This window comes from Autumnicola aciditolerans (genome assembly GCF_041679265.1).
Classification (GTDB): domain Bacteria; phylum Bacteroidota; class Bacteroidia; order Flavobacteriales; family Flavobacteriaceae; genus Autumnicola.
Genome location: NZ_JBGFSM010000007.1, coordinates 60,985 through 83,756, shown reverse-complemented (window position 1 = coordinate 83,756; position 22,772 = coordinate 60,985). Strand labels below are relative to the sequence as shown.

Annotated in this window: 24 protein-coding genes and 1 pseudogene; 3 read left to right on the top strand and 22 right to left on the bottom strand. The window is 40.4% G+C overall.

Features of this window, described 5'->3' with window-relative positions; all coding sequences use genetic code 11:
- Positions 1 to 44 precede the first annotated feature (44 nt).
- The 13 genes and pseudogenes from AB8M93_RS09120 to AB8M93_RS09060 form a co-directional block, all read right to left on the bottom strand.
- Positions 45 to 143: a hypothetical protein gene (locus AB8M93_RS09120; RefSeq protein ID WP_373057430.1), complete on the bottom strand. Its 99-nt coding sequence runs from the start codon at positions 141 to 143 to the stop codon at positions 45 to 47.
- An 86-nt stretch (positions 144 to 229) separates the two neighbouring features.
- Positions 230 to 334, bottom strand: a pseudogene (locus tag AB8M93_RS09115) (four helix bundle protein); the annotation flags it as partial.
- Between the two features lie 54 nt (positions 335 to 388).
- Positions 389 to 1,972, bottom strand: a complete 1,584-nt coding sequence (atpA, locus tag AB8M93_RS09110) for a F0F1 ATP synthase subunit alpha (RefSeq protein ID WP_373057264.1) — start codon at positions 1,970 to 1,972, stop codon at positions 389 to 391.
- A 42-nt stretch (positions 1,973 to 2,014) separates the two neighbouring features.
- A complete protein-coding gene (atpH, locus tag AB8M93_RS09105; protein ID WP_373057263.1) occupies positions 2,015 to 2,569 on the bottom strand; it encodes an ATP synthase F1 subunit delta in 555 nt (184 codons plus the stop codon).
- 7 nt (positions 2,570 to 2,576) lie between these two features.
- Positions 2,577 to 3,074, bottom strand: coding sequence for a F0F1 ATP synthase subunit B (locus AB8M93_RS09100; protein WP_373057262.1), 498 nt, complete (start codon positions 3,072 to 3,074; stop codon positions 2,577 to 2,579).
- An 85-nt stretch (positions 3,075 to 3,159) separates the two neighbouring features.
- Positions 3,160 to 3,381, bottom strand: coding sequence for an ATP synthase F0 subunit C (atpE, locus tag AB8M93_RS09095; protein ID WP_011711113.1), 222 nt, complete (start codon positions 3,379 to 3,381; stop codon positions 3,160 to 3,162).
- A 24-nt stretch (positions 3,382 to 3,405) separates the two neighbouring features.
- Positions 3,406 to 4,494 (bottom strand): F0F1 ATP synthase subunit A, encoded by a 1,089-nt coding sequence (gene atpB / locus AB8M93_RS09090; protein WP_373057261.1) that lies wholly within the window; start codon positions 4,492 to 4,494, stop codon positions 3,406 to 3,408.
- A gap of 134 nt (positions 4,495 to 4,628) precedes the next feature.
- Positions 4,629 to 5,012: a hypothetical protein gene (locus AB8M93_RS09085; RefSeq protein ID WP_373057260.1), complete on the bottom strand. Its 384-nt coding sequence runs from the start codon at positions 5,010 to 5,012 to the stop codon at positions 4,629 to 4,631.
- Between the two features lies 1 nt (position 5,013).
- Positions 5,014 to 5,229 carry an AtpZ/AtpI family protein gene (locus AB8M93_RS09080; protein ID WP_373057259.1) on the bottom strand — a complete coding sequence of 72 codons (216 nt, stop codon included), beginning with the start codon at positions 5,227 to 5,229 and terminating at the stop codon, positions 5,014 to 5,016.
- On the bottom strand, positions 5,207 to 5,608 hold the full coding sequence (locus tag AB8M93_RS09075) for a bactofilin family protein (RefSeq protein WP_373057258.1): 402 nt from the start codon (positions 5,606 to 5,608) through the stop codon (positions 5,207 to 5,209). Before AB8M93_RS09075 ends, AB8M93_RS09080 begins: the two co-directional genes overlap by 23 nt.
- Positions 5,609 to 5,621: 13 nt before the next feature.
- A complete protein-coding gene (gene porW, locus AB8M93_RS09070) occupies positions 5,622 to 8,147 on the bottom strand; it encodes a type IX secretion system periplasmic lipoprotein PorW/SprE (RefSeq protein ID WP_373057257.1) in 2,526 nt (841 codons plus the stop codon).
- Positions 8,148 to 8,232: 85 nt separating this feature from the next.
- Positions 8,233 to 8,973, bottom strand: coding sequence for an ABC transporter ATP-binding protein (locus tag AB8M93_RS09065; RefSeq protein ID WP_373057256.1), 741 nt, complete (start codon positions 8,971 to 8,973; stop codon positions 8,233 to 8,235).
- Between the two features lie 13 nt (positions 8,974 to 8,986).
- Positions 8,987 to 10,471: a DUF5687 family protein gene (locus tag AB8M93_RS09060; RefSeq protein ID WP_373057255.1), complete on the bottom strand. Its 1,485-nt coding sequence runs from the start codon at positions 10,469 to 10,471 to the stop codon at positions 8,987 to 8,989.
- A 98-nt stretch (positions 10,472 to 10,569) separates the two neighbouring features.
- Here AB8M93_RS09060 and AB8M93_RS09055 point away from each other — a divergent pair, with 98 nt between their 5' ends.
- Positions 10,570 to 11,616 carry a 2Fe-2S iron-sulfur cluster-binding protein gene (locus AB8M93_RS09055; protein ID WP_373057254.1) on the top strand — a complete coding sequence of 349 codons (1,047 nt, stop codon included), beginning with the start codon at positions 10,570 to 10,572 and terminating at the stop codon, positions 11,614 to 11,616.
- Positions 11,617 to 11,647: 31 nt separating this feature from the next.
- On the opposite strand, the gene AB8M93_RS09050 is transcribed toward AB8M93_RS09055, so the two are convergent.
- The 3 genes from AB8M93_RS09050 to AB8M93_RS09040 all read right to left on the bottom strand — a co-directional run bounded on the left by AB8M93_RS09050 (position 11,648) and on the right by AB8M93_RS09040 (position 14,413).
- The gene (locus AB8M93_RS09050; protein ID WP_373057253.1) at positions 11,648 to 12,754 is read right to left on the bottom strand and encodes a glycosyltransferase family 9 protein; all 1,107 of its coding nucleotides are present in this window, start codon (positions 12,752 to 12,754) and stop codon (positions 11,648 to 11,650) included.
- Between the two features lie 17 nt (positions 12,755 to 12,771).
- A complete protein-coding gene (locus AB8M93_RS09045) occupies positions 12,772 to 13,377 on the bottom strand; it encodes a DUF4254 domain-containing protein (RefSeq protein WP_373057252.1) in 606 nt (201 codons plus the stop codon).
- Between the two features lie 112 nt (positions 13,378 to 13,489).
- Positions 13,490 to 14,413: a DUF6427 family protein gene (locus AB8M93_RS09040; RefSeq protein WP_373057251.1), complete on the bottom strand. Its 924-nt coding sequence runs from the start codon at positions 14,411 to 14,413 to the stop codon at positions 13,490 to 13,492.
- Positions 14,414 to 14,459: 46 nt separating this feature from the next.
- On the opposite strand from AB8M93_RS09040, the gene AB8M93_RS09035 reads away from it, so the two are divergent.
- Positions 14,460 to 14,696 (top strand): DUF6341 family protein, encoded by a 237-nt coding sequence (locus tag AB8M93_RS09035; protein ID WP_373057250.1) that lies wholly within the window; start codon positions 14,460 to 14,462, stop codon positions 14,694 to 14,696.
- On the opposite strand, the gene purD is transcribed toward AB8M93_RS09035, so the two are convergent.
- Positions 14,688 to 15,962, bottom strand: a complete 1,275-nt coding sequence (gene purD / locus AB8M93_RS09030; RefSeq protein WP_373057249.1) for a phosphoribosylamine--glycine ligase — start codon at positions 15,960 to 15,962, stop codon at positions 14,688 to 14,690. The genes AB8M93_RS09035 and purD overlap by 9 nt on opposite strands.
- Positions 15,963 to 16,047: 85 nt before the next feature.
- On the opposite strand from purD, the gene AB8M93_RS09025 reads away from it, so the two are divergent.
- The gene (locus AB8M93_RS09025) at positions 16,048 to 17,358 is read left to right on the top strand and encodes a phenylacetate--CoA ligase family protein (protein WP_373057248.1); all 1,311 of its coding nucleotides are present in this window, start codon (positions 16,048 to 16,050) and stop codon (positions 17,356 to 17,358) included.
- Here AB8M93_RS09025 and AB8M93_RS09020 read toward each other — a convergent pair.
- The 5 genes from AB8M93_RS09020 to AB8M93_RS09000 are packed head-to-tail and all read right to left on the bottom strand — an operon-like array spanning position 17,351 to position 22,772.
- Entirely contained in the window at positions 17,351 to 18,127 is a 777-nt protein-coding gene (locus tag AB8M93_RS09020; RefSeq protein WP_373057247.1) for a glycosyltransferase family 2 protein, read from the bottom strand. The genes AB8M93_RS09025 and AB8M93_RS09020 overlap by 8 nt on opposite strands.
- Positions 18,128 to 18,160: 33 nt before the next feature.
- Complete coding sequence (gene rfbD, locus AB8M93_RS09015) at positions 18,161 to 19,027, bottom strand: dTDP-4-dehydrorhamnose reductase (protein WP_373057246.1); 867 nt, start codon at positions 19,025 to 19,027, stop codon at positions 18,161 to 18,163.
- Complete coding sequence (rfbC, locus tag AB8M93_RS09010) at positions 19,024 to 19,569, bottom strand: dTDP-4-dehydrorhamnose 3,5-epimerase (protein WP_373057245.1); 546 nt, start codon at positions 19,567 to 19,569, stop codon at positions 19,024 to 19,026. Before rfbC ends, rfbD begins: the two co-directional genes overlap by 4 nt.
- 6 nt (positions 19,570 to 19,575) lie before the next feature.
- Positions 19,576 to 21,264, bottom strand: coding sequence for a DUF6909 family protein (locus AB8M93_RS09005; protein WP_373057244.1), 1,689 nt, complete (start codon positions 21,262 to 21,264; stop codon positions 19,576 to 19,578).
- An 8-nt stretch (positions 21,265 to 21,272) separates the two neighbouring features.
- The gene (locus AB8M93_RS09000; protein ID WP_373057243.1) at positions 21,273 to 22,772 is read right to left on the bottom strand and encodes a GH3 family acyl-acid amido synthetase; all 1,500 of its coding nucleotides are present in this window, start codon (positions 22,770 to 22,772) and stop codon (positions 21,273 to 21,275) included.

Sequence of the window (22,772 nt, the reverse complement as noted above, 5' to 3'; positions counted from 1 at the left end):
ATGAGTTAAGAGTTTTTAATTATTGCAACTAAAATTTTGATTAACTATTCACACTTCATTTTCAAATCTTCAGGAACCTCTCTTATGCTAGCGTCAATGAGTTCCAGCCAATACTGGGTTTCTTCAGCTTCTTTAAGAGCAATTCCAAATTTATTTTTAAAATCTTAAGACTTACGTCTCTTTGAGCTTCCCTAACATTTGCACCGATACTAGTACCTGACCGCATTAGCTGGGATGCCAACTCATACTCTTTATCAGTCTTCAGAGTTTTTGAAAATTGTACAATGTCAACAGCAAAAGCAAAACTTTTAATCCTAATCGGGCTCTCGCTCATCTTAGACATCAGCAACCAATTTTATAAGAACTTATAACTCTGAACTCCTAACTCTTAATTGTTCTTATATTTCGCTGAAAGCTCTTTTGCTACTGAAGCTAAAGTATCTGTAACTTCATCAGTTAATTTTCCAGCCTTCAGCGTGTCTAAAACATTTCTATGCTTTGCATTTAGATATTCCAGATAATCTCTTTCAAACTCCTTTACTTTATCCACAGGAACATCTCTAAGAAGGTTTTTAGAACCTGCAAAGATAATCGCGATCTGGTTTTCTACCGGATAAGGATCGTTTTGTCCCTGCTTAAGAATCTCCACGTTTCTTTTCCCTTTTTCAATCACGTTCATGGTAGCCGGATCAAGATCTGAACCGAATTTGGCAAACGCCTCCAGTTCCCGAAACTGTGCCTGGTCCAGTTTAAGGGTACCCGCAACTTTTTTCATTGATTTAATCTGCGCGTTACCACCCACACGGGATACCGAAATACCTACGTTAATGGCAGGACGCACCCCTGAGTTAAATAAATCTGAAGTAAGAAAAATCTGCCCGTCAGTAATCGAAATTACGTTGGTAGGGATATATGCCGAAACGTCTCCTGCCTGTGTTTCAATAAGCGGAAGCGCGGTTAACGAACCTCCTCCTTTTACTTTGTCCTTTAGCACATCAGGAAGGTCATTCATCTGGCTGGCAATTTTATCATTATCAATAACTTTTGCCGCACGCTCAAGTAATCTTGAGTGAAGGAAGAAAACATCCCCAGGATAGGCCTCACGCCCCGGTGGACGACGAAGCAAAAGAGAAACCTCACGGTAAGCTACCGCCTGTTTAGACAAATCATCATAAACAATAAGTGCCGGACGGCCGGTATCTCTAAAATATTCACCAATAGCAGCACCGGCAAACGGAGCATAAATTTGCATTGGCGCAGGATCTGATGCATTTGCCGCAACTATTGTGGTGTAAGCTAAAGCTCCCTTATCTTCAAGTACCTTGGCAATTCCTGCCACTGTAGAAGCCTTCTGCCCAATGGCCACGTATATACAATATACCGGCTCACCGGCATCGTAAAATTCTTTCTGGTTTAGAATGGTATCAATACAAACAGTAGTTTTACCCGTTTGGCGGTCACCAATTACAAGCTCACGCTGACCCCTTCCCACTGGCACCATTGCATCTATAGACTTGATCCCTGTTTGAAGCGGCTCCGTAACCGGCTCCCGGTAAATTACCCCGGGAGCTTTACGCTCCAAAGGCATCTCAAAAGTTTCTCCTTCAATAGCACCTTTCCCGTCAATAGGATTACCAAGGGTATCTACCACGCGGCCAACAATACCTTCCCCAACATTAATTGAGGCGATACGCCGGGTTCTTTTTACTACAGAACCTTCTTTTACATGCTTGTAGGAACCTAAAAGTACTACCCCAACATTATCTTCTTCAAGATTTAATACAATTCCCTCCAGTCCTTCTTCAAACTGAACCAGTTCTCCATATTGTGCGTTAGCAAGGCCATAAACGTTTGCGATCCCATCCCCAATGGTAAGCACGGTTCCAACTTCGTCCAGAGAGGCTTCTGCCTCAAAACCCGATAATTGCTTCTTTAATATTGCTGATACTTCAGCAGGATTTACTTCTGCCATAATTACTTGTTATATAATAACACGCCCAATTGCGTAAATTTTCTAAATTTTTGAAACGAATGTATTGTCTTTAAATTCTCTTTTCAGGTTATTGAGATTCCTCGCGATACTTGCATCATATTGCAAATCTCCCACTCTCAATATAAATCCGCCAATAATGCTATCATCAATAACATTTTTAATGATAGCTCCGGCTCCTGTTAATTCTTTTATTTTCTTCTGAATTTTTTCTTCCAGTTCTTTATTAAGAGCAACTGCAGTGGTTACTATGGCTTCCTGCATTCCGCTGGTACCATAATATATTTTTAAATACTCCTTTGCAACAGCATTTAATATATTGATACGGTTATTTTCAAGCAGAATATCAAAAGCTCCAAGAGTTACCGCATTACTGCTTTTAAAGATTTCCTTCAACGCATTTTTTTTAATGCTATTTTTAACAACGGGGCTGCTTAGGAGATTTTTTAGATCGTCACTACCCGCAATGGTTTTTAAAATATCGCTCATATCGCTTTTCACCTCTTCAGCCATTCTCTTGTCTCTGGCCAAAGAAATTATGGCTTTCGCATAGCGTTGTGCAGCTCTTGTTCCCTTCATTGCTAACTTAATTTAAAGTGGTAACATCACCCAGCATATCATCAATCATCTGGTGTTGTTTTTCCTTACTTGATAATTCTTTTCGCACCACTTTCTCAGCGATTTCTATAGAAAGGCTGGCTACCTGATTTTTGATATCGGCCATTGCCGCCCTTTTTTCCATCTCAATACTTTCCTTGGCCTGGGAAACAATTTTATCTGCTTTCTTCTGGGCCTCTTCGCCTGCATCGGCTAAAACCTTTTCTTTTAGCTGGCGTGCTTCTTTAAGAATCGCATCCCTCTCGGCACGGGCTTCCTGTAAAAGCTTCTCATTATCGGCCTTTAGGTTTTGCATTTCCTTACGTGCATCTTCTGCTGAAGAAAGCGCGTTATTAATGGATTCTTCCCTATTTCTTACGGAATTTAAAATTGGATTCCAGGCAAATTTTGCCATTAAGAAAATCAGGATCAGGAAGACGATAGTCTGCCAGAAAAATAAACCGAATTCAGGAGTAATTAAGTCCATATTTTTTAAAAATAGTAATTTTACAACATCATTTTAGTAAAAGCCCATTCGCAACCAACCGTTACGAATGGGTTTTTCAATTTGATTATCTTAGTACACCTAATAAAGAAGCAACCACCCCAAAAAGGGCAACACCTTCTACAAGTGCAGCAGCAATAATCATAGCTGTTTGGATTTTTCCTGAAGCTTCCGGTTGACGGGCGATAGCATCCATGGCAGAACCACCGATTTTACCTACACCAACTCCGGCTCCAAGAACCGCTAATCCAGCTCCTAAAGCTGCAAGACCTACATACAATAATTCCATAGTTGAAAAAATTAAAAATTAAAATTAATGATGTTCATGTTCCTCAACTGCCATCCCGATGAACAGGGCAGACAGAATTGTAAAAATAAACGCCTGAAGGAATGCCACAAGCAATTCCAGTACTGTTATAAATAATGCAAAAGGTACAGACACTCCTGCAACCCCTGCATTTTCCAATATAAATATTAATCCAATTAAGCTAAGGATAACAATATGCCCTGCGGTAATGTTCGCAAACAAACGAATCATAAGCGCTAATGGCTTAATTATTAATCCAAGCCCTTCTACTATAGCCAGGATAGGTTTTACCCATGTTGGGATACCCGGCATCCAGAAGGTATGTTTCCAGTAATCTTTATTTCCGTTAATAATAATAAGGGCTAAGGTAAAAAGACCCAGTGAAACGGTTACGGCAATGTTCCCGGTAACATTAGCTGCACCAGGCAATAGCCCTAAAAGGTTTGCTATCCAGATAAAGAAAAAAACCGTGAGTAGAAAAGGCATAAATTTCATATACTTTTTCTCTCCAATTTGCGGTATAGCGATTTCATCTCTCACAAACAATACCAGGCTCTCCAGCACGTTATTAAAACCTTTGGGCGCATGAGCATTCTTTTTATGATGGCTGGCAAGGCTGCGGAAAAACAACAACATTAATATAACCGTTAAAAACATTGCCGCCACATTCTTGGTGATAGAGATATCCCATGGTTTGCTGGCATTTACAGGATGGTGTTCCGCGTCAAATTCTACCGTTTCGGCACCTTCGTCTAAACGGTAGATATCCTCATGAAGGTTTACAAATCGCATTCCGCTTGCTTCCACCACGTGGTGGCCGGTGTTATCATGATGAAACCTGCTGGACATAAAGCTTACGAGGCCATCTTCAGTCCACAGAATAACCGGCAGAGGTATTGTGAAGGAATTCTCACCTTCTCCAAAAAAGTGCCACCCATGCGCATCACCAATATGGTGCATGATCATCTCTGTGGCATCAAAACCCTCTTCAGCTTCTTCTAAGGATTCATGTTCCTGTGCAAAGGTGAATAAAGGAATTATGGCAAAAGCTAGTGTTAAATACACTCTAATCATTAAAGATTTATGTGCTGTCATAGTACCTGTTCTACTTAAAATTGTGGCCTCTAAATTTCCGTGCAAAGGTATACTTTTAATTTTTATCTGAAAGTACCCTCTTCATTTTTTTGACAATATCGCAATTTTTGATAATGTTATTGATATTCAGCCGCTTATTTTGAATTTATTAATCTTACCGCGAAAAAGGTTTCAAAGATCAGGAATAAAAAATAGGGAATAAAAAATGCCAGGATATTGTTAAACGGATGGGCAACTTTAGCCAGCAGCAGTGGTAAAAGGAACAAAACTGCTGCAAACATTTTTACAAGGCCTGCAGCCATAAATACAAAACCGGTTTTATCTGGAAAATTCTCATGTATCCAGAGCAGTAACAGGTAAATTATAAAAGTGGAAAGGAAGTGGAAAGTATAAATAGACCACGTGCTGTAGTACAGCTCTTCTTCCACAAAATAATTTATGATAAAATACTGGAGAAGCATCAGCAGAAAAGTAAACGGAAGAAAATATTTTAAAAACCGCAATAATTTTATCTTCATCCTAATCGTCTTTACTCATATTGCTAATGCCGCGATATACCTGGTACAATGCTATAAAAACTCCCAGCAATGAAACTCCTATGGTGAAACCCGAATATTTATTGGGGAATTTCCCGTCCAGCCATATTCCCAAAAACACACCGGCTGCAATGATAATACCCATCTGGAAAGCAATATTTACAAATTCCAGGTATTTACGCTGATCGTTTTTCATCATTCTTGCTTATGGACTTTATCCCTGCATGCATGGCGCAGCTGGCATTGAATTTGGCGCCTGGCTCCACGGCAAGTTTTCCTGTGGTCACTTCACCATCTATTATGGCTGAACTTCTTAAACTCAGCACTTCCTTTACGTGCAGGTTACCTGTAATTCTTCCTTCCACATCGGCATTCTCACATTCCAGTTTGCCGTTAATTATTCCACCTTTTCCAATTACAACCTTGCCCTGGGTAGTTAAATTTCCTTCTAAGGTCCCTTCAATCCTAAAGGCTCCTTTTCCGGTAATTTCGCCTTTTATTAAAGTTCCTGCAGCAATACGGTTCTGGTCTTTGCCTGCTTCTGATGTAGATTTAAGTCTTTTTTGGTCTGAAAACATGGTGTTTGGGGTTTTAATTAAACTTATCTAAGTAGGTTTGGAGATTCTTCTTTATTTGGATGATCCTGTAATTTTGATCTGATATAGGAATTGCTTCACGCTTTACTCTATAATTATCATTTTTTCCCAGCAATTCAGCAAAACCTAAAGCAGCCATTTTATTCTGAAGGCCATGCACGGTAACAAATTTTATATCCGGATCGTAAGTGTCTACAGACGTTGAAATTTCATCATATTCCAGGTCTTCCAGTGCTTTGTCAATTTTTTCTTTTAGAGCGAAAATTTCTTCCTGCTGGCCTGTGCCAAAAGAATACAACAGTTTATAGGTACCGCTATCTTCAGCAACCAGTTCCAGCTTCTGCAACTGCGGAATGGCGGTATTGTAAAGATTCTGGGCCTTTTTCCCTTCTTCAGATTGGGGATAATCCAGGGCAAGTTTGTTCAATGCAGCTTTATATTCCTCTAAACCATAGAGACGGCCGGTTGCCATTGCTTTTAGCAGTTCAAATTTAGGCACAATTTCGTCCCCGGTATATTGGGTGATAAGCTCATTGCTTTCATCAATAACTTCAGCATATTGCTGGTTTTCAAACAGTTTATAAACCTCATCGTAGGCGGCATCGGGTGAATTGCCTCCTACTGTAAGGCTTTGTGGATTCCTGATGTAAGCTGCATAACGGGAATCCGTATAATTCCTTAAAATATCCTGTTTTACTTCTTCCATTTCAACAAGCCTTCCCGTGGCCTGGTAAGATTTATACAAATTATACTTTGCGGGCAAAATAAGCCTTTCTTCGGGAGCATTTTCAAGTAAAGCCTCCAGCCTTTCGGCAGCAAGTGCATATTCATGATATTTCTCGCTGTAAATAATCCCCAGCTGATAATAGGCAAAATCACGGTCGCGGGTAAGGCTGTCCAGGGTGTAACGATCATCAGGAATCTGGCTAACATATGTCATGGCATCAAAACGAGGATCGGTTTGAATATCTATATTTAAAAATTCCTGCTGCACCTGTTCCTGGCTCACATTAATAGTATTATCTCCCCAACGCCAGTTATCGGCTAAAGTTCTCCTGCCCCAAATTCGCAAAAATTCCCTTGCCCCGTTGGCAATCCTGGCGGGGTTATAAAAGTAGAAAGTGTTTACAGGGCCGGCAGCATCGGCAACAGGAATGGCGGGCCCAAAGTTATTTTGAGATAATGCAAGATCATTCTGCCCGGCCAGCACTTCTTCAGTATAAGCTTCCTTTAATTTATTGGTATAACTGCTAAAATAAGCGATCCGTTCTTCCTGGGTCATATTTGCCAAACTTAGAATACTGTCGTTTTTTTCAGCAATATCTTCATACTGAATAATGTCTTCCAGGTTGTCCCTTTTTTTGCTGATGCTCCTGAATTCCCGCAAACGCGGAGACATATTGGCTAAAGTGCTGTCAAAATATAAGCTGGCCGCGCGATAATTGGAGTTATCAAAATTCATATTAGCCAAAATCTCGTAATTGATGGATTTCAGGTACTTATCACTTGAGGGCGCCCTAAGCGATTTGTTGTAATATTTTGTAGCAATTTCAGTAGAATCGAGCCTGCTGTAATATTCCCCAATCTGAAAATAAATTTTATCCAGGAAAGGCCTGTTTTCACGATTTTCTTCAAGTTCTGCCAGCATTTCCCTTAACTGGTAATCATTACCCTGGTTATACTCAAAATTACGCGCTTTCTGGATGTAAGCATTAATCGTATATACGCGAGGCGATTTTCGGTTGAGGGCAATCACCTCATCAAAAGCAGCATTTGCCAGTTGCGGCTCATTTAATTGATTATGAAGCTGCCCCAGTATAAAATAATACCTTCCTTTTTCATTGTTTTTCCCGGTGAATTCCGCAGCGCGTTCCAGCGGCACCATAGCGCTATCGGGGTGGTTCATGTTTATATAAGCCTGTGCCAGCGCTGCATTGGCATCGGCATAATCCTGTTCCTCAAGGTTGAAGTTTTCCAGGATATTCTTTAAATTGTCAATAGCGAGCCGGTTATTATCAAGGCGCATGTTGGTTTTTTCCCTCCATATCTGCGCATGATTAATATTATCGCTGGCAGGATATTTATGCAAAATATAGTTGAAAGCTTCCAGCGCGGGAATAAACCGCTGATCGAAATAACGTGCTTTGCCCAGCAGCAGGTAAGCTTCGTCTATTTGAGGATTTTTTTCCTTGCCTTTAATTAGCATGGAATGCCGCTGAATGGCTTTTACGGCCTTTTCTTCAGCATACCCAAAATTCTGGTTTCTAACACTGTCCGGCAGCGTGATATTTTCATCAATCTGCATGCGTTCCACCGGCAGAATATCCCAGTAATTATCGGCGTAATTGTTATTTAGTTCCTCACGGCCTTTCTCCAGGGCAAGATTGCCATTATAGAGCGTGTTGTATTCGGTAGTCATGGCATGCCAGTTACGGCTAAGAAAAGTGTTCTTCTTGCGCGAACAGCTTAGGCCAAGGCAGGCAATGAAAATAAGGAAAAGTATTCTGGTAAATATCTTCAAAATCAGCGTTTTCTTAATTCCTTGAATAACTGAATAACAGCTATTTTAGTGTGTAAAAATACGCTTCTTTTTAGAAACACAAAGTTTACGGCAACGGGTTTAAATCTTCAGAAGACTTTACCTCAACCTGCTCCCCGGAAAAATACGACTCCAATTCAGCTAAAGTAGCTTCTGAAGTTTGAATATCTTTTACAATTATCCCTTTATCCAACACCACAATTCTCTCGCAAACTTCAGTCACATGAATAAGATCATGGCTTGAAATGAGCACCGTGGTACCGGAAATTTCAGAAAGTTCCTTTAAAATTTTCTTTAGCCTGATTTGAGTGGTGGGGTCCAGGTTGGCAAAAGGCTCATCTAAAATCACCACTTCAGGATTGCCAATAAGCGCGGCAATTATACCTACCTTTTTCTGGTTTCCTTTAGAAAGGTCCCGCAAATACTTTTTGCGCCCTATAATTTCACCATTAAAAAATTCCTCGAACTGTGCGACAAAACTGTCCACATCGGCCTTATTCCGGCCGCGCAATTCCCCCACAAAATAGAAGTATTCTTCAGGAGTAAGATAGCCAATTAAAAAACTTTCATCTATAAAAGAAGCGGTAAATGGTTTCCAGTCTTCACTCTGGCTAACGGTAATTTCATTATTGAAAATATTGCCGGATGTGGGCTGGATCAAATCCAGGAGAAGGCTGAAAAATGTGGTTTTTCCCGCCCCGTTATTTCCCACGAGGCCAAAATTTTGACCGGAAGGGATATCAAGATGTTCAATTTCCAGCACTTTTGTACCGTTATATACTTTGGAAAGATTGGTAGCTGTTATCATATCAATTGAAATTTTATTCGCCGCTTTGTTTAAATCCGCTAATCATCTGGTATTTTCGTTTTTTGTACATCCTGGTTAGAAAATCAAGAATTTTTCCTCTCAGGGAAACTCCAATAATTCCTAAAACGGCCAGCGCGATAAGGGCGGCATCATAACTTATAAACTTATAGAAAATGTAGAAAACCAATACGGGCACTCCAATAAGGGGAATGGCCACTAACCACTGGGTGATTCCCGTGCCCTGGTAATTCATAAACGGGCTTTTATCCAGGTCTATTTTTTTCTTGTTAAAGGAGCCGGCGTATAAAAGCACGGGAATATTTACTCCAATATTGTAAAGCGCGCAAACCATATTCAGCAATAAAATTCTCCAGCCAAAGTAAACGTAGGGAGTAGAAAGAATGGCCAGCACCACCACACTAAAAGTAATTAATCCCGCTTTTGAAGCCAGGTATTGCTTCAGCGGAATGTTTTGTGCCATGATCATGGGATAATAGGCTGCGTCCCAGGCTGGAATAAACTGCCCGAAATTGATCATAAAAACCCCTGTGATAAAGATTCCTACAAAAGCATAGAAAGCCGGCATATTTTCATAAGCATCGTTAGGATAAAAAATAAGGCCGTACAAAAGGAACAAGAAAGAGAGGTAAATGGTGGTTTTTGGCCTTTTGTTTCTCCAGATTAACTTTAAATCCTGCTGAAGAAAAGGTGCTATACTGCCAAATTTCCTGGTCCATACAAAATCATTTGTGTCTGCTGTTTTGGCTTTGCCTTTAAGGCCGGCATCCAGATAAAATTTCTTTTCCAGGTTAAACTGGTTCCATTTATAAAGAAGAACAAGCAGAATTACGGGCACAATTACCAGGTAAGGATGTAAAACCAGGAAATCCAGCATACTTCCAAACCATTGGGTAACACTAAAAATTTCAAAATATTCCAGTGCGGCCAAAGTTATCACCACCAAGGCTATGGGAATTAAAGCCTTCAGGTTATCTGTAAACTTTTTCTTGATAATAAAATTAATATAGTTTACGCACAGGGCAAGAGAATACATAGCCAGCATCCAGGCGATAATTTTTATATTTGGATAGTCTCCTTTAACCATGCAATAAATTCCGAAGGGCAGAATTAAAAACAGGGGGAGAATATTGTAAAATGAATACAGAGATTTTAACAGCACAAAATTCACCACTTTACGCCGCTTTAGGGGAAGTATAAGTAAAGGTTTTATGTCTAAAACGGGGAGAGTTTGCAGGAAAAACCTGTAAAGCAGTTCCAGGCCCAGCCATAATAAAACATAGCTGTTCACCAGCTCCAGCGGATCCCGGTTTGGATACAACTCCTGAATTCCAGGGTATAAAGCAATTCCCATTACAAGGAAAACTGCTGCAAAATAAAGCCCCAGGAAGATAAGCAAAATTCTAATCCCCAGGCTTTTACCAAAACTGGCTGACCTAAAAAACGATTTCCATTCAAGAGATAAAAAAAGCCTAAACATAATTTGGATGGTGTTTATCTACAAGTAGCGAAATTTAGCGATTTGTTACACTTTTAAAACAGTCATACTTTGTATTTTTGCAAACAAATTATTTTTTGATGAGTAAATTTTATCCGCTAAAAGTTAAGGAAGTTATTCGGGAGACTCCCCGTGCGGTTAGTATATCTTTTGAAATCCCGCAGGATTTAAAAGAAGAATTCAGCTTTAAAGCAGGGCAATATATTACCATAAAAGCTTCTGTGAATAATGAAGAGGTAAGAAGAGCCTATTCCCTATGTTCTGCACCTGGAAGTGGGGAGTTTAAAGTAACCGTAAAGGAAGTTGAAGGTGGTAAATTTTCGGTTATTGCCAATAACAAATTAAAAGCCGGGGACGTGCTGGAGGTACATCCGCCGGAAGGAAAATTTGTACTTAACCCTGAAGAAGGACTTAATAATTACGCGGCTTTTGCGGCAGGAAGCGGGATTACCCCCGTGCTCTCTATAATAAAGACGGTTTTAAATGAAGAAGACAAAAGCCGGTTTGTGCTTACCTATGGAAATAAATCTCCTGAAGAAACCATTTTCTTTAAAGAGCTTCTCGAACTTCAGCTAAAATATCCAGACAGGCTTTTTATAGAATTTGTGTACAGCCGCAGCAGGGAAGAAAATGCCCACTTTGGAAGGATTGAAAAAAGCACGGTGAATTATGTACTTAAAAACAGGTTTAAAGAACACTCTTTTAAATCTTATTTTCTGTGCGGGCCTGAAGAAATGATTAACCAGGTTATTAAAATTTTAAATGAAAACGGGGTCTCTGAGGAAAAGGTACATTTTGAACTCTTTTCCAGTAAAGACACAGGGGAGGTTGAAGCAGATCTTGAAGGGCAAACGCAACTTACAGTAATGGTAGATGATGAAGAAACTACTTTCACCATGGAACAGGGAGATACAGTGCTTGATGCCGCGCTGGAAAACGACCTGGATGTGCCCTACTCCTGCCAGGGCGGAATTTGCAGCAGCTGTATTGCAAGAATAACCGAAGGTAGTGCCAAGATGAGAAAAAACCAGATCCTTACAGATGAAGAACTGGAAGAGGGGCTAATTTTAACCTGCCAGGCACAACCCACCAGCCCTACTTTAAAAGTGGATTATGATGATGTTTAAGTGGTGATTGAACAGAATTAATAATCCGTGCTTACATTCGGTTATTATCCAGCACCTCAATAACGCTATTAACAATGTTTGCTGGGGGAATGCTGCGCATGGCATCTTTATAACCTTCAGGAACGGTTTTACCGTAAATGGAGGTAGGGATGAGCGGGTATTTTTCCAAATCTGGCAAAATGGAATTCTCAATTGGTTGATTAAAGGGTACAAAGCCCGCATAAGGATGGGTTAATCCCCATACCGTGATCACCGGTACCTCGTACATAGCGGCCATATGCCCGTTGCCACTGTCCATAGAAAGCATGACATCCAGATTAGAGATAAGCGCGAGCTCTTCTTCAAAAGAAAATTTTCCCGCTACGGAATGAATTTCCGCGAATTTCTTTTCCCATTCCTGTAATTTTGGAAGTTCTGAAGCGCCACCCCCAAAAAGGAAAATCCTGATATTCTGCTTATTTTGAAGACTCTCTAAGACTTCTTCCATTAAATCTGAAGGATAACTTTTAGAAGCATGCTGGGCAAAAGGGGCTATTCCCAGCCATTTAATATCATGTGCACCGGTAAAAGATTTTACTTCAGCAGAAAGAGGAAGGGATTGTTTAAAATGATGTTCTTCAAGGTTAACGGGATACCCCAGGGCTTCAAAAACATCGGCATAGCGCTGGTGGGTAGATTTAAGAGGTCTAAATATTTTATTTTCCGCACGTGTAAGCGCCTTTTTTTCGCTTCGGCCTTTATCGATTTGTTTTACAGGGATCCCAAAAAGATAAAAAACAGAATTCAGCACATTGCTTCGCAGCACATCATGAAGATCTGCCACCAGATCTATTTCCTCATCCCTTAGTTCCTTTGCAAGCCTGCCCAAACCAATAATCCCGCTATGCACGCCATTTACATCGGCTTCATAAACCAAAACATTAGGAATACCGGCAAACATTGGCGCAAAGAACGCCCGGGTTAAAACGGTAATTTTGAGACCGGGATAAGCAGATGTTAAAACGCGAATAACAGGCACCACCATGGCAACATCTCCCATAGCAGACAGGCGTATCACCAAAATGTGCGGTAATTTCTCCCCGGCGGCGGATTCTTTCCCCGAAAAAGATGCTCCTTTTTTTGCTGAACCCCGCTTCATATCCTTCTGCTTTTAGCTTACTTCTTCCTTAATACGGGATTTAGCTCTTCATCATTATACATCTTCATTTGCCTGTACACCTTCATGTATTTATCACCGTTGGCAATATCTTCCAACAATTGATTTATTGCTGAAGAAAGATCTACCCGCTGCTCCAATAAAACATCCAGTTTGCTCCTGCACTTCATCATATGTTCCTGGGTGGCGTCTTTGCGGTTGGCCTCTTCGTGCATATGATAAATCTTTAGTGCCAAAATAGAAAGTCGGTCTATGGCCCAGGCAGGACTCTCAGAATTTATGGTAGCATTCTCCTTTGGTTTTACGTCCTTGAAAGTTTCCAGGAAATAACTGTCAATATATTCCACGGTATCTGTACGGTCCTGGTTAGAAGCATCAATTTTTCGCTTTAACTCCAGGGCATCGGCAGGATCTATATTGGTATCGCGAATAATATCTTCATAATGCCATTGTACCGTATCTATCCAACATTTTCGGTAAAGAAGGTGCTCAATTAACTCTTTATTTCTGCTATAAGGATTATCAAAAGGCTGCTCTACAGTATCTTTTTCATGATATTTTTCAATCACTTTCTGAAATATCTTATTGGCTTTATCTGAAAACATTCTAATTCTTAATCTTGTTATTGTACATTGAAGTTTAAAACGCAAAGGTATTATAATTTAACGTAGCTTAAGTTGAAGCACGCTCCGAAACAGAGTTTTTCAGGAGAAAATTTTATAAAAACAGGGGCACTGCGAAAGGCATTAAAATAAGCAGAATAAGCAGTACTTCCTTAAATATCCTGTCTTTTTTGCCATCAAAATAATTGGAGGCGATAATGCTTAAAGGAACAAAAAAGAAAATGAATTCACTGCCATTTTTTTGATGGGAAAGCAAGGCGACGCAAAGCGCTACGGCAAGGCTAAAAAGCACGAGGTTTAAAACCGGGCGGCGGGTAACACTGGCTTTTTGAATCACAGAAAAATAAGAAATAAGGGTCCAGAGCAACAAGGCGAGAATCACACTAAGGGGTGCCAGCAGTCTTAATTGCTGATAACTATCAAAATCCAGGTTTACCGGCTGGTACCATTGGGCAAGAGTATATACATTATCGTACACCAGCAGGTGAAAGCATTCTGTGAGCAAAACCACCCCCAGGATAGCTACGAGTGGAATAAGCAGGTTTTTTAAGTAAGAAGCATAAAAAACAATTCCAACAAACACTACTGATAGAAACAGAATAGACCAGAAATAATATAAGGAGGCGATACAAATCCAAAACGTGGCGTCAAAGATCTTTTGTTGAACCACTTTTCGGGATTTAAGGCTAATGATTCTTCTAAAGGCCAGCAGGATGAAAAAATTAGCCAGAATAGCCTGTTCATTTTTCAGCAGGGCAAAAAAAGAACTGCTAAAAATAGCAAAAAGAAGTATTTTATAGGCACTTCTTTTGGTGAGTTCGTTCTTTTTGGCAATAAAGTTAAGCACCAGCACACTCAGGATAAAACAAAGCAAAACTCCAAGTTTTTCCAGGAACGGCAACAAGGCAAAACTTAAAATCCATTCGTTAGAATTGGCAAATACAAAAAACGACGCCATAAAAAGCACTACTGCTATAATATTTACGGGAGTTGATTTACCAAAAAAGCTTGTTAGCATGGCTGTTTTTTATATTTTTGTAATATTAACTAATACCAGGTTAAAAATGATGCGAGATTTATTTGAAGGGATTGAATGGCTTTTTGAAGAAGTTCTTTTTATCCCTCTTGATGCTTTACGTGAATTGCAAATGGATTCATGGTGGTTGGCCAATGCTCTAAACTTTATCTTTTTACTAATTGGAATTGCAGCGTTTGGGTACTGGCTGGGGCAGCTTAAAAAATTTCAGGACAGGGATGAAGAAGAGAAAAAATCTTCTAAACATTCTCCATATTTAGGATAGGTCAAATCCCAAATCCTTTCTATAGTACATCTTATCAAACTGTAGGTTTTCTACATTTTGATAAGATTTTTTTAGTGCCTTTTTGTAATCTTCCGCCAGGGAGGTAATAGCGATTACCCGCCCTCCACTGGTAAGAAGTTTGCCATTTTCGATTTTTGTGCCGGCATGGAACACCAGGGAATCCTCCACTTTTTCTATCCCGGTTATTTCTTTTCCCTTTTCGTAATTTTCAGGATATCCGCCAGATACCAGCATGACCGTAGCCGCCGCCCGTTCATCAATTTCAAGGTTTACCTCATCTAATTTTGAATGATAAGTTTTCTCCAGCACCTCAACCAGGTCCGTTTTTATTCTTGGCAGTACCACTTCAGTCTCAGGGTCTCCCATCCTCACATTATATTCAATTACATAAGGTTCATTTTTAACTTTAATAAGCCCAATAAAAATAAACCCCTTATAATCTATATTTTCTTCCTTAAGCCCGCCCACAGTTGGTTTCACAATGCGCTCCTCCACCTTCTGCATAAATTCCTCGTCTGCAAACGGAACCGGAGAAATGGCGCCCATTCCGCCCGTATTTAAACCGGTATCTCCTTCACCTATGCGCTTATAATCTTTGGCCGTAGGCAGTATTTTATAGTTTTTGCCATCGGTTAAAACAAATACACTCAATTCTATCCCGTCAAGAAATTCTTCTATTACTACTTTTTTGCTTGCCGCGCCAAATTTTTCCCCCGCAAGCATTGTTTCCAGCTCTGCTTTGGCTTCATCCAGATCATTTAAAATAAGTACCCCCTTTCCTGCGGCAAGCCCGTCTGCTTTTAATACATAAGGAGATTTTAATTTCTCAAGGAAATTTTTGCCGGCTTCAAGGCTTGCTTCAGTAAAACTTTCATAGGCAGCTGTGGGAATATTGTACATCAGCATAAATTCCTTTGCACGTTCCTTGCTGCCTTCCAGCAAAGCACCACGCTTTGAAGGCCCGATTAATTGTACATGTTTAAGCTGTTCATCATGCATGAAAAAATCGGCTATTCCTTCAACTAAAGGATCTTCCGGCCCCACCACCATCATTGCTATGTCTTTCTCCAGAACAAATTTTTTAATCGCTTCAAAATCGGTAACTTTAAGAGCAACATTTTCAGCAATTTTTCCGGTGCCCGCATTGCCCGGAGCAACAAATAATTTATCGCATTTAGGGCTTTTTGAAATCATATGGGCAAAAGTGTGTTCACGACCGCCGGCACCAAGAATTAAAATTTTCATCTGGAGGAATTTTAGTTATGGAGTCAAAAATAATTGTTTGTAAATTGAAGCACCAATAATTTCACTAAAAAAAGAAATTTATCATTTGGAATGGTTCCGGCTTTCTTTGCAGCTTAATAATTTCCCCATTACCCGGGCCGAAACTTTATTGCGCCAGATCCAGGAAATTCCTGAAAAGGAATATGAGGAATTTCTGGAAGGCCAGCGCGATGCCATTTTAAAATTTCATTTAGAGCACAATGCCTTTTACAGGCAGTTTTGTAAGGCTGAAGATTGCCGGAAGTGGAATGATGTGCCGGTTATGACAAAATCCCACCTCCAGCAGCCACTACAAAAACGCTTAAGCAAGGGCTACAACACCCGCAAAAGAACCTATGTAGGCAAAACCTCGGGGAGCAGCGGCCATCCTTTTATCTTCGCCAAAGACCGACTTGCCCACGCGCTTAGCTGGGCAAATTTTAACGATCGTTACCATTGGCATGGCATTAACCTGAATAAATCTCTACAGGCAAGATTTTATGGTATCCCGTTAGATTTCTACGGAAACCTGCAGGAACGGGTAAAAGACAGGATTAGCCTAAGGAGAAGATTCAATATTTTTGACCTCAGCGACAGGAAAATGGAAAATTTCTTAAAGCGGTTTAAGCGTTCCCCTTTTGAATACTTAAACGGTTACACCAGTGCTATCCTGATGTTTGCCAAATTTCTGCGGAATAAAAATGTGGTGCTGAAAGATGTTTGCCCTACTTTGAAAATTTGTATTGTTACTTCTGAAAGGCTCTTTGAAAACGACAAAATTCTTATGGAAGAAGCGCTTGGGGTGCCCGTTGTAAACGAATACGGCGCCAGCGAGGTTGGACTTATTGCTTTTGAAAATGCCGGTAACGAATGGATCGTGAATTCTGAAGACCTCTATGTGGAAATCCTGGATGAAGAAAACAATATTCTGCCAGCAGGCAGGGAAGGCCGCGTGGTGGTAACTTCACTTTACAATAAAGCACATCCAATGATACGTTATGATATTGGTGATACCGGGGCTTTTTCTGAAGAAGGAACATTAAAACGGCCAAAACTGCAAAAGCTAATAGGGCGCACCAATGATATTGCACACTTAGCCGATGGAAAAGTAGTGCCTGGCTTAACCTTTTACTATGTCACCAAAACCATTATAGCCGATACCGGAAGTATAAAGGAATTCGTGATTACCCAAACCGCCCTGGATGCTTTTAAGATTGAATATGTAAGCGATAAGGCGTTTAATGAAGAGCAGGTGCAAAAAATACTGGCTGCAATAGAAAAATATGTGGGCAAAAACCTGAAAGTAAATTTTGAAAGAAAAGCGATCCTGAAACGCAGTAAAAGCGGGAAACTTAAACAATTTACCTCTCTTATTTAACCTGTTTGATTTGCCTCTTTTTGATAATTATTTGTTCCCGTAGAAATATCAACATACACTTAAGGCTCTTCCAGAAGCTTAAATCAAGAAATTTATAATAGATATTGAAGTTGTAGGTAAGCATTTCCAGCTTATTGCCGGAGACACTGTTTCTTCTTACCCTGTAAAAAGCGAGGGATTCCAGCATGCCCTTTGCTATGCCGGCTTTTTTTACAGCACTTAGCCATAATGCCCAGTCTTGTCTTTTGCGGATCTGCGGGGCATAAATTTTTCCAATTTTGGCAGCCTTATAGATTCCCGTAAGGTTTCCCACATAATTTGCCTTTAGAAGCTTTTGGTAGGTGAGAAATGGCAGTGCCTGTACCACTTCATGCTTTTTCTGCCCATTCTCGTAAATAAGCTCATAGCTGGTAAAACATACTGCAACATCATTGCTTATCATAAATTCCAGCTGTTTTTCCAGCTTTTCAGGCTTCCAAAGGTCATCTGCATCCAGAAATGCGATAAAATCCCCTTCAGCGGCTTTAATGCCTTTATTACGGCTATAGCCGGCTCCCCTATTGGTGCTATTCCTGAAAATTTTAATCCTGGAATCTTCCCGCGCCTGTTTTTTAATATTGGCAACGGTAAAATCTTTAGAATTATCGTCAATTATTAGCAGTTCCCAGTTGGTATAGGTTTGCTTCTGAACAGAGGCAATGGCTTTCATGATAAATTGGGCTGCATTGTAGGCGGGCATAATAATGGAAACCAAAGCAGATTGCTTCATAAAATAATTTATCCTTATGTGCGAAAAAAGGCGTTATTCTTTAGCTGAAACTGCAGAAAAATAAAGGCCTTGCAGGCTTTTTTTCCAATGCGGCACTTCAAAATTTAAATTCTCTTTTACTTTCTTTTTACTTAATACACTATATCCTGGTCGTTTTGCCACAGTTCTGTATTCATTGCTTTTTTCGAGTTCCACGGTTTTAGAATTTCCTGAAATTTTTAAAATTTCTTCCGCAAAATCATACCACGTAGCTTGGCCTTCATTGCTGAAGTGATAAAGGCCAACCTCATCATTTTCTGAAGCAATAAGTTGTAGCACCAGCCGGGCCAGATCGTTGGCATTGGTTGGAGTTCCTATTTGGGCGGTAGTGATCTTAAGCTGTGCCCCTTCTTCAGCCTTTTTCAAGATAGTCCTGAAAAAATTGTGTCCGAATTCAGAATACAACCAGGAAGTCCGGAAGATAAAATATTTATCGGCCAACTTCTTTATATTTTCTTCTCCCTTTAACTTGGAAGCCCCATAAACATTAATGGGATTTGTCTTATCTCCTTCAGAATAAGGAATTTTAGCCTCTCCATTGAACACATAATCTGTAGAAAAATGAAAGAGCATGGTATTAGAAGAATGGCAAACTTCAGCTAGATTTTTAACCGCTTCGGCATTAATTGCAAAAGCTTTCTCTTCTTCAGATTCTGCTTTTTCAACATTGGTGTAAGCCGCGCAATTAATACAGTAATCAAAATGCTTTGCCCCAAAAAGCTGGCTTACCTCACATTTTTTTCTGATATCTAATTCAGAAGAAGAAGTAAAAAGAAAATCAAATTCAGGATAATGGGAGGAAAGTTTTTCAAAACATTTCCCCAACTGGCCTGAAGCCCCGGTGATTAAAATTGTTTTCATTCAAAAAGTTTTTTGAAGGTTGGCTGCTGTAAATCTTTATCTGAAATAATCATTTTCTCTTCAGGAAACTGCCAGTCAATAGCCAAATCTGGATCGTTATAAATAATCCCCCCTTCTGCCCCGGGAGTATAGTACCGGTCACACTTGTATGCAAATACAGAAATATCTGAAAGGGTGATGAAGCCATGACCAAAACCTTTGGGGATGTAAAGCTGAAGTAAATTCTCATCATCCAGCACCACTTTGTAAACCTTCTTAAAGGTAGGTGACCCGGGACGTAAATCTACCACCACATCCAGCACTTTGCCGTGGATCACTCGCACCAGCTTTGCCTGCGCAAATTCTCCTGTTTGAAAATGCAGCCCGCGCAACACCCCATAACGGGACACCGATTGATTGTCCTGTACAAATTCATCTCTAATGCCGATGGCTTCTTCAAAAACTTTTCTATTGTAGCTCTCCAGGAAAATACCCCGTTTATCTTTAAAAACAGAAGGTTTTAAGAGGTAGCAATCTTTTAGAGGAGTTTCTTCTACCTGCATAGGTAATTATGAATTAAAGATTTGTTCCAGAATTTTCTCTGTAATGAGGTAAGTGGGTTTTACGCCGGTGGTGCCAAGCCCTCCTGACGCCAGCGTGCTGCCGGTTTCCAGGGGATTATCTGAGGCATAATAGGCGTACCTTACCTTCACGTCTTCGTCTATATTGCCCCGCAATTTAGCTGCTGCCTGGATCGCCTTCTGGTAATGGGCACCTTCCATTTCAAGGCCGCTCACATTCCATGTGGAATCATGGAAAAATCTAAGGATATCCTTATTTTGAAGGGATGTCCCCAGGACCGTAATCATACTCCCCTCTACCACACTTATTCCGTGGCCTTCCAGGGATTTCTTGGTAAGTTCATTTTTGAAGGGATAATTATCTGCTGTGCCTTCAAACAGATGGGCAGTGGGAATCATAATATCGCCTTTGGCGCCTTCCAGAATTCCCGCTTTTCCCATAATAGAGATAGATTTCACATTCATGTGAATCTCATTTTCTTCAAAATTGTAAGGCTTTAAGAGCTCATCCATGGTTTCATAAGCCTGTTCCCCAAAGGCATAATCCATCACCAGGATCACAGGTTTTTCCTCTTCGGCTTTTTCAGCAAAATTTTCTATCCGGAATCCTTCTTCCATTTTGGCAGTATCAAACACCTGCACATCTATGTTGGTACCGCTTTCATCTTCAATAAATTTCATGCCTTTGCCCAGTGCCACTTTGGTTACTTTATTCCGTAAAGCACCGTTCCCGCTGTCACTCAACTCTTCGTAAATACCCAATGCCGATTTCTTTTTTAATTCAGCCTTAAGGGCAATTGGAGTATAAAGGGTGTTCATCACACTATGCATGTTGGCGCTAATAATGTGGATGGGCCTGTGCGTAAGGTTTTCGCTAAGCAAATATTCCTTTATCTTATCTGCCCAAATTTCTCCGTGAATATGTTGCCCTAGGCGTTCCCGAAGCACCTGGCTAAAGGTGATAATGCGCTTATTGTTCTCAACTATTTCAGAAATGGCAAGTTTCCCCAACCAATAGATAAGGCTTAAGAAACGCTCTTGGTTCTCAGGAATGGCAAATTTTGGATAAATGCCGGTCACCTCATTAAAGGTTCTTCCAAGGATATTTGCTGTATGGGTTAAAGCCACTTCCCGTTCTGCCTGGGTGAGTTCCTCTGTTTGCAATACAGCCTTTTCCAGTTTTTGCCAGTCCCGTGTAACATTTCCTTCTTCATCTATCACCACCCGGCGCATGATCTTATGAGATTCGATAAAAAGAAAGGTAAGGTGGGTTAAAATATCATAAATTTCAGACCGGCCCCGGGTAATTTCAATGTTCATCTGCTCCTCATCTATGCGGTAACAGTTCCTGCGCCTTTTTGGAGGAATAATTGGTTTAAAATGCGAATTCCCGTAACCTTCATCACTGGTAAGGTTTATATACCGGCATTCTTCAATGCCTTTGGGAAGGCGGTCTATCACGTATAAAAGTCCGTTTAATTCTGCTTTATCATCGGCAACAGAACCATAAATTTCGGGGCGTAAAATGAGCAGGGCTTCTCTTAGTGTCTCTCCGGAAACCCCCATAGGTTTGTAAAAGCCGCGGTTAAAAAGATGGCGCATGGTAATATACATGCGCTCAATGGCACTGGAACTTTCCTGCGCACGGGTGCGGCCCTGTATTTTTAAATTAGACATATAAAAGATTAATTTTCAATCAATTTTTGAAGTTTATCCGCAATTATCCTGTCGTTAGACAAGCGCGGAAGTTTGTTCTGGCCGCCAAGTTTACCTTCAGATTTCATGTAATGCTGAAATTTTTGATTCGGCACTTTTGTTATTTTCAAAGGTTGAAGAATTTTTCCTTCAATCAAATCAAAATAATAAGAATTTTGTTTTTGCATGGCTTTATCGAGAATTGAAATAAACTGCTCCATATCCTGCGGTTCTTTTTCAAATTCTACAAACCATTCATGGTAAGGCAGTTCCCCGCCTTCAGGATTAATTTGCGGGGCCACGGTAAATTCGTTAATACGTGTACCGGTATCGCTAAGCGCCTGATGCATAGCTTCTTCCACTTCTTTTGCGATTACGTGCTCACCAAATGCTGAAATATAATGCTTAATTCTTCCCGTAACAATGATGCGGTACGGCCTTACCGAGGTAAACTGTACGGTGTCCCCAACATTATAAGCCCATAAGCCTGCCGTAGTAGAAATGATCATTACATAATTAACGCCTGTGCGGACATCTGCAATAGTAAGTCTGGCAGGGTCTTCATCAAAAAACTCATCGGCTTTTACAAATTCATAAAAGATGCCGGAATCCAGCTGAAGCAACATGCCTTTTTCTTTCTGTTTATCCTGAAATGCAAAAAACCCTTCAGAAGCGGGAAAGAGTTCAATACTGTCCACCTTCCTGCCAATTAGGTTCTCAAAGCTGCCCCTGTAAGGTTCAAAATTTACCCCTCCGTAAATAAAAAGATTAAAATCTGGAAAAAGCTCCCCTACTTTTTTGCCTGTTTTTTTCTGCAAACGTTCAAAATACATTTGCACCCAGGAAGGTATCCCGCTAATTACCGTCATATTTTCTTCACGTGTTTCTTCTATGATGGCATCTACTTTTTTTTCCCAGTCTTCAATACAATTGGTTTCCCAGCTTGGCAGGCGGTTTTTTTGAAGATATGCCGGAACAAAATGTGCCGCTATGCCGGAAAGCCGCCCCAGTTTAACTCCTTTTTTCTCCTCCAGTTGAGGGCTTCCCTGGAGAAATATCATTTTTCCGTCCACAAAAGAAGCATTACCCGTTTCGGCAATGTAACACAAAATTGCGTTGCGGGCAGCCTCAATATGGGTAGGCATGGAATCTTTGGTAATAGGAATATATTTTGCACCGCTGGTAGTACCGCTGGTTTTGGCATAATAAAGAGGCCTTCCCGGCCAGAGGATACTTTCTTCTCCCGCCAGCATTCTTTCTATATAGGGTTTTAGTTCCTCATAGTCGCGAATGGGAACATTATCTGCAAACTCGCTATAAGTGGCAATACGAGGAAAATTATGATCTTTTCCAAAAGCCGTAAATTTTCCTTTGGCAATGATCTGCTGAAAGACCTTCATTTGAGTTTCTTCAGGATGGGAAGACCAGCGCCTTATTTTATGCTGAATTTGTTTTGCAAAAAGTTTTGCTCCCAGAGATTTTAAAGACAT

Bases quoted from the DNA above. Each gene is read 5' to 3' on its own strand.
- atpA (WP_373057264.1), bottom strand. From the start codon at position 1,972: ATGGCAGAAGTAAATCCTGCTGAAGTATCAGCAATATTAAAGAAGCAA.
- atpH (WP_373057263.1), bottom strand. From the start codon at position 2,569: ATGAAGGGAACAAGAGCTGCACAACGCTATGCGAAAGCCATAATTTCT.
- AB8M93_RS09100 (WP_373057262.1), bottom strand. From the start codon at position 3,074: ATGGACTTAATTACTCCTGAATTCGGTTTATTTTTCTGGCAGACTATC.
- atpE (WP_011711113.1), bottom strand. From the start codon at position 3,381: ATGGAATTATTGTATGTAGGTCTTGCAGCTTTAGGAGCTGGATTAGCG.
- atpB (WP_373057261.1), bottom strand. From the start codon at position 4,494: ATGACAGCACATAAATCTTTAATGATTAGAGTGTATTTAACACTAGCT.
- AB8M93_RS09085 (WP_373057260.1), bottom strand. From the start codon at position 5,012: ATGAAGATAAAATTATTGCGGTTTTTAAAATATTTTCTTCCGTTTACT.
- AB8M93_RS09080 (WP_373057259.1), bottom strand. From the start codon at position 5,229: ATGATGAAAAACGATCAGCGTAAATACCTGGAATTTGTAAATATTGCT.
- AB8M93_RS09075 (WP_373057258.1), bottom strand. From the start codon at position 5,608: ATGTTTTCAGACCAAAAAAGACTTAAATCTACATCAGAAGCAGGCAAA.
- AB8M93_RS09065 (WP_373057256.1), bottom strand. From the start codon at position 8,973: ATGATAACAGCTACCAATCTTTCCAAAGTATATAACGGTACAAAAGTG.
- AB8M93_RS09060 (WP_373057255.1), bottom strand. From the start codon at position 10,471: ATGTTTAGGCTTTTTTTATCTCTTGAATGGAAATCGTTTTTTAGGTCA.
- AB8M93_RS09055 (WP_373057254.1), top strand. From the start codon at position 10,570: ATGAGTAAATTTTATCCGCTAAAAGTTAAGGAAGTTATTCGGGAGACT.
- AB8M93_RS09050 (WP_373057253.1), bottom strand. From the start codon at position 12,754: ATGAAGCGGGGTTCAGCAAAAAAAGGAGCATCTTTTTCGGGGAAAGAA.
- AB8M93_RS09045 (WP_373057252.1), bottom strand. From the start codon at position 13,377: ATGTTTTCAGATAAAGCCAATAAGATATTTCAGAAAGTGATTGAAAAA.
- AB8M93_RS09040 (WP_373057251.1), bottom strand. From the start codon at position 14,413: ATGCTAACAAGCTTTTTTGGTAAATCAACTCCCGTAAATATTATAGCA.
- AB8M93_RS09035 (WP_373057250.1), top strand. From the start codon at position 14,460: ATGATGCGAGATTTATTTGAAGGGATTGAATGGCTTTTTGAAGAAGTT.
- purD (WP_373057249.1), bottom strand. From the start codon at position 15,962: ATGAAAATTTTAATTCTTGGTGCCGGCGGTCGTGAACACACTTTTGCC.
- AB8M93_RS09020 (WP_373057247.1), bottom strand. From the start codon at position 18,127: ATGAAGCAATCTGCTTTGGTTTCCATTATTATGCCCGCCTACAATGCA.
- rfbD (WP_373057246.1), bottom strand. From the start codon at position 19,027: ATGAAAACAATTTTAATCACCGGGGCTTCAGGCCAGTTGGGGAAATGT.
- rfbC (WP_373057245.1), bottom strand. From the start codon at position 19,569: ATGCAGGTAGAAGAAACTCCTCTAAAAGATTGCTACCTCTTAAAACCT.
- AB8M93_RS09005 (WP_373057244.1), bottom strand. From the start codon at position 21,264: ATGTCTAATTTAAAAATACAGGGCCGCACCCGTGCGCAGGAAAGTTCC.
- AB8M93_RS09000 (WP_373057243.1), bottom strand. From the start codon at position 22,772: ATGTCTTTAAAATCTCTGGGAGCAAAACTTTTTGCAAAACAAATTCAG.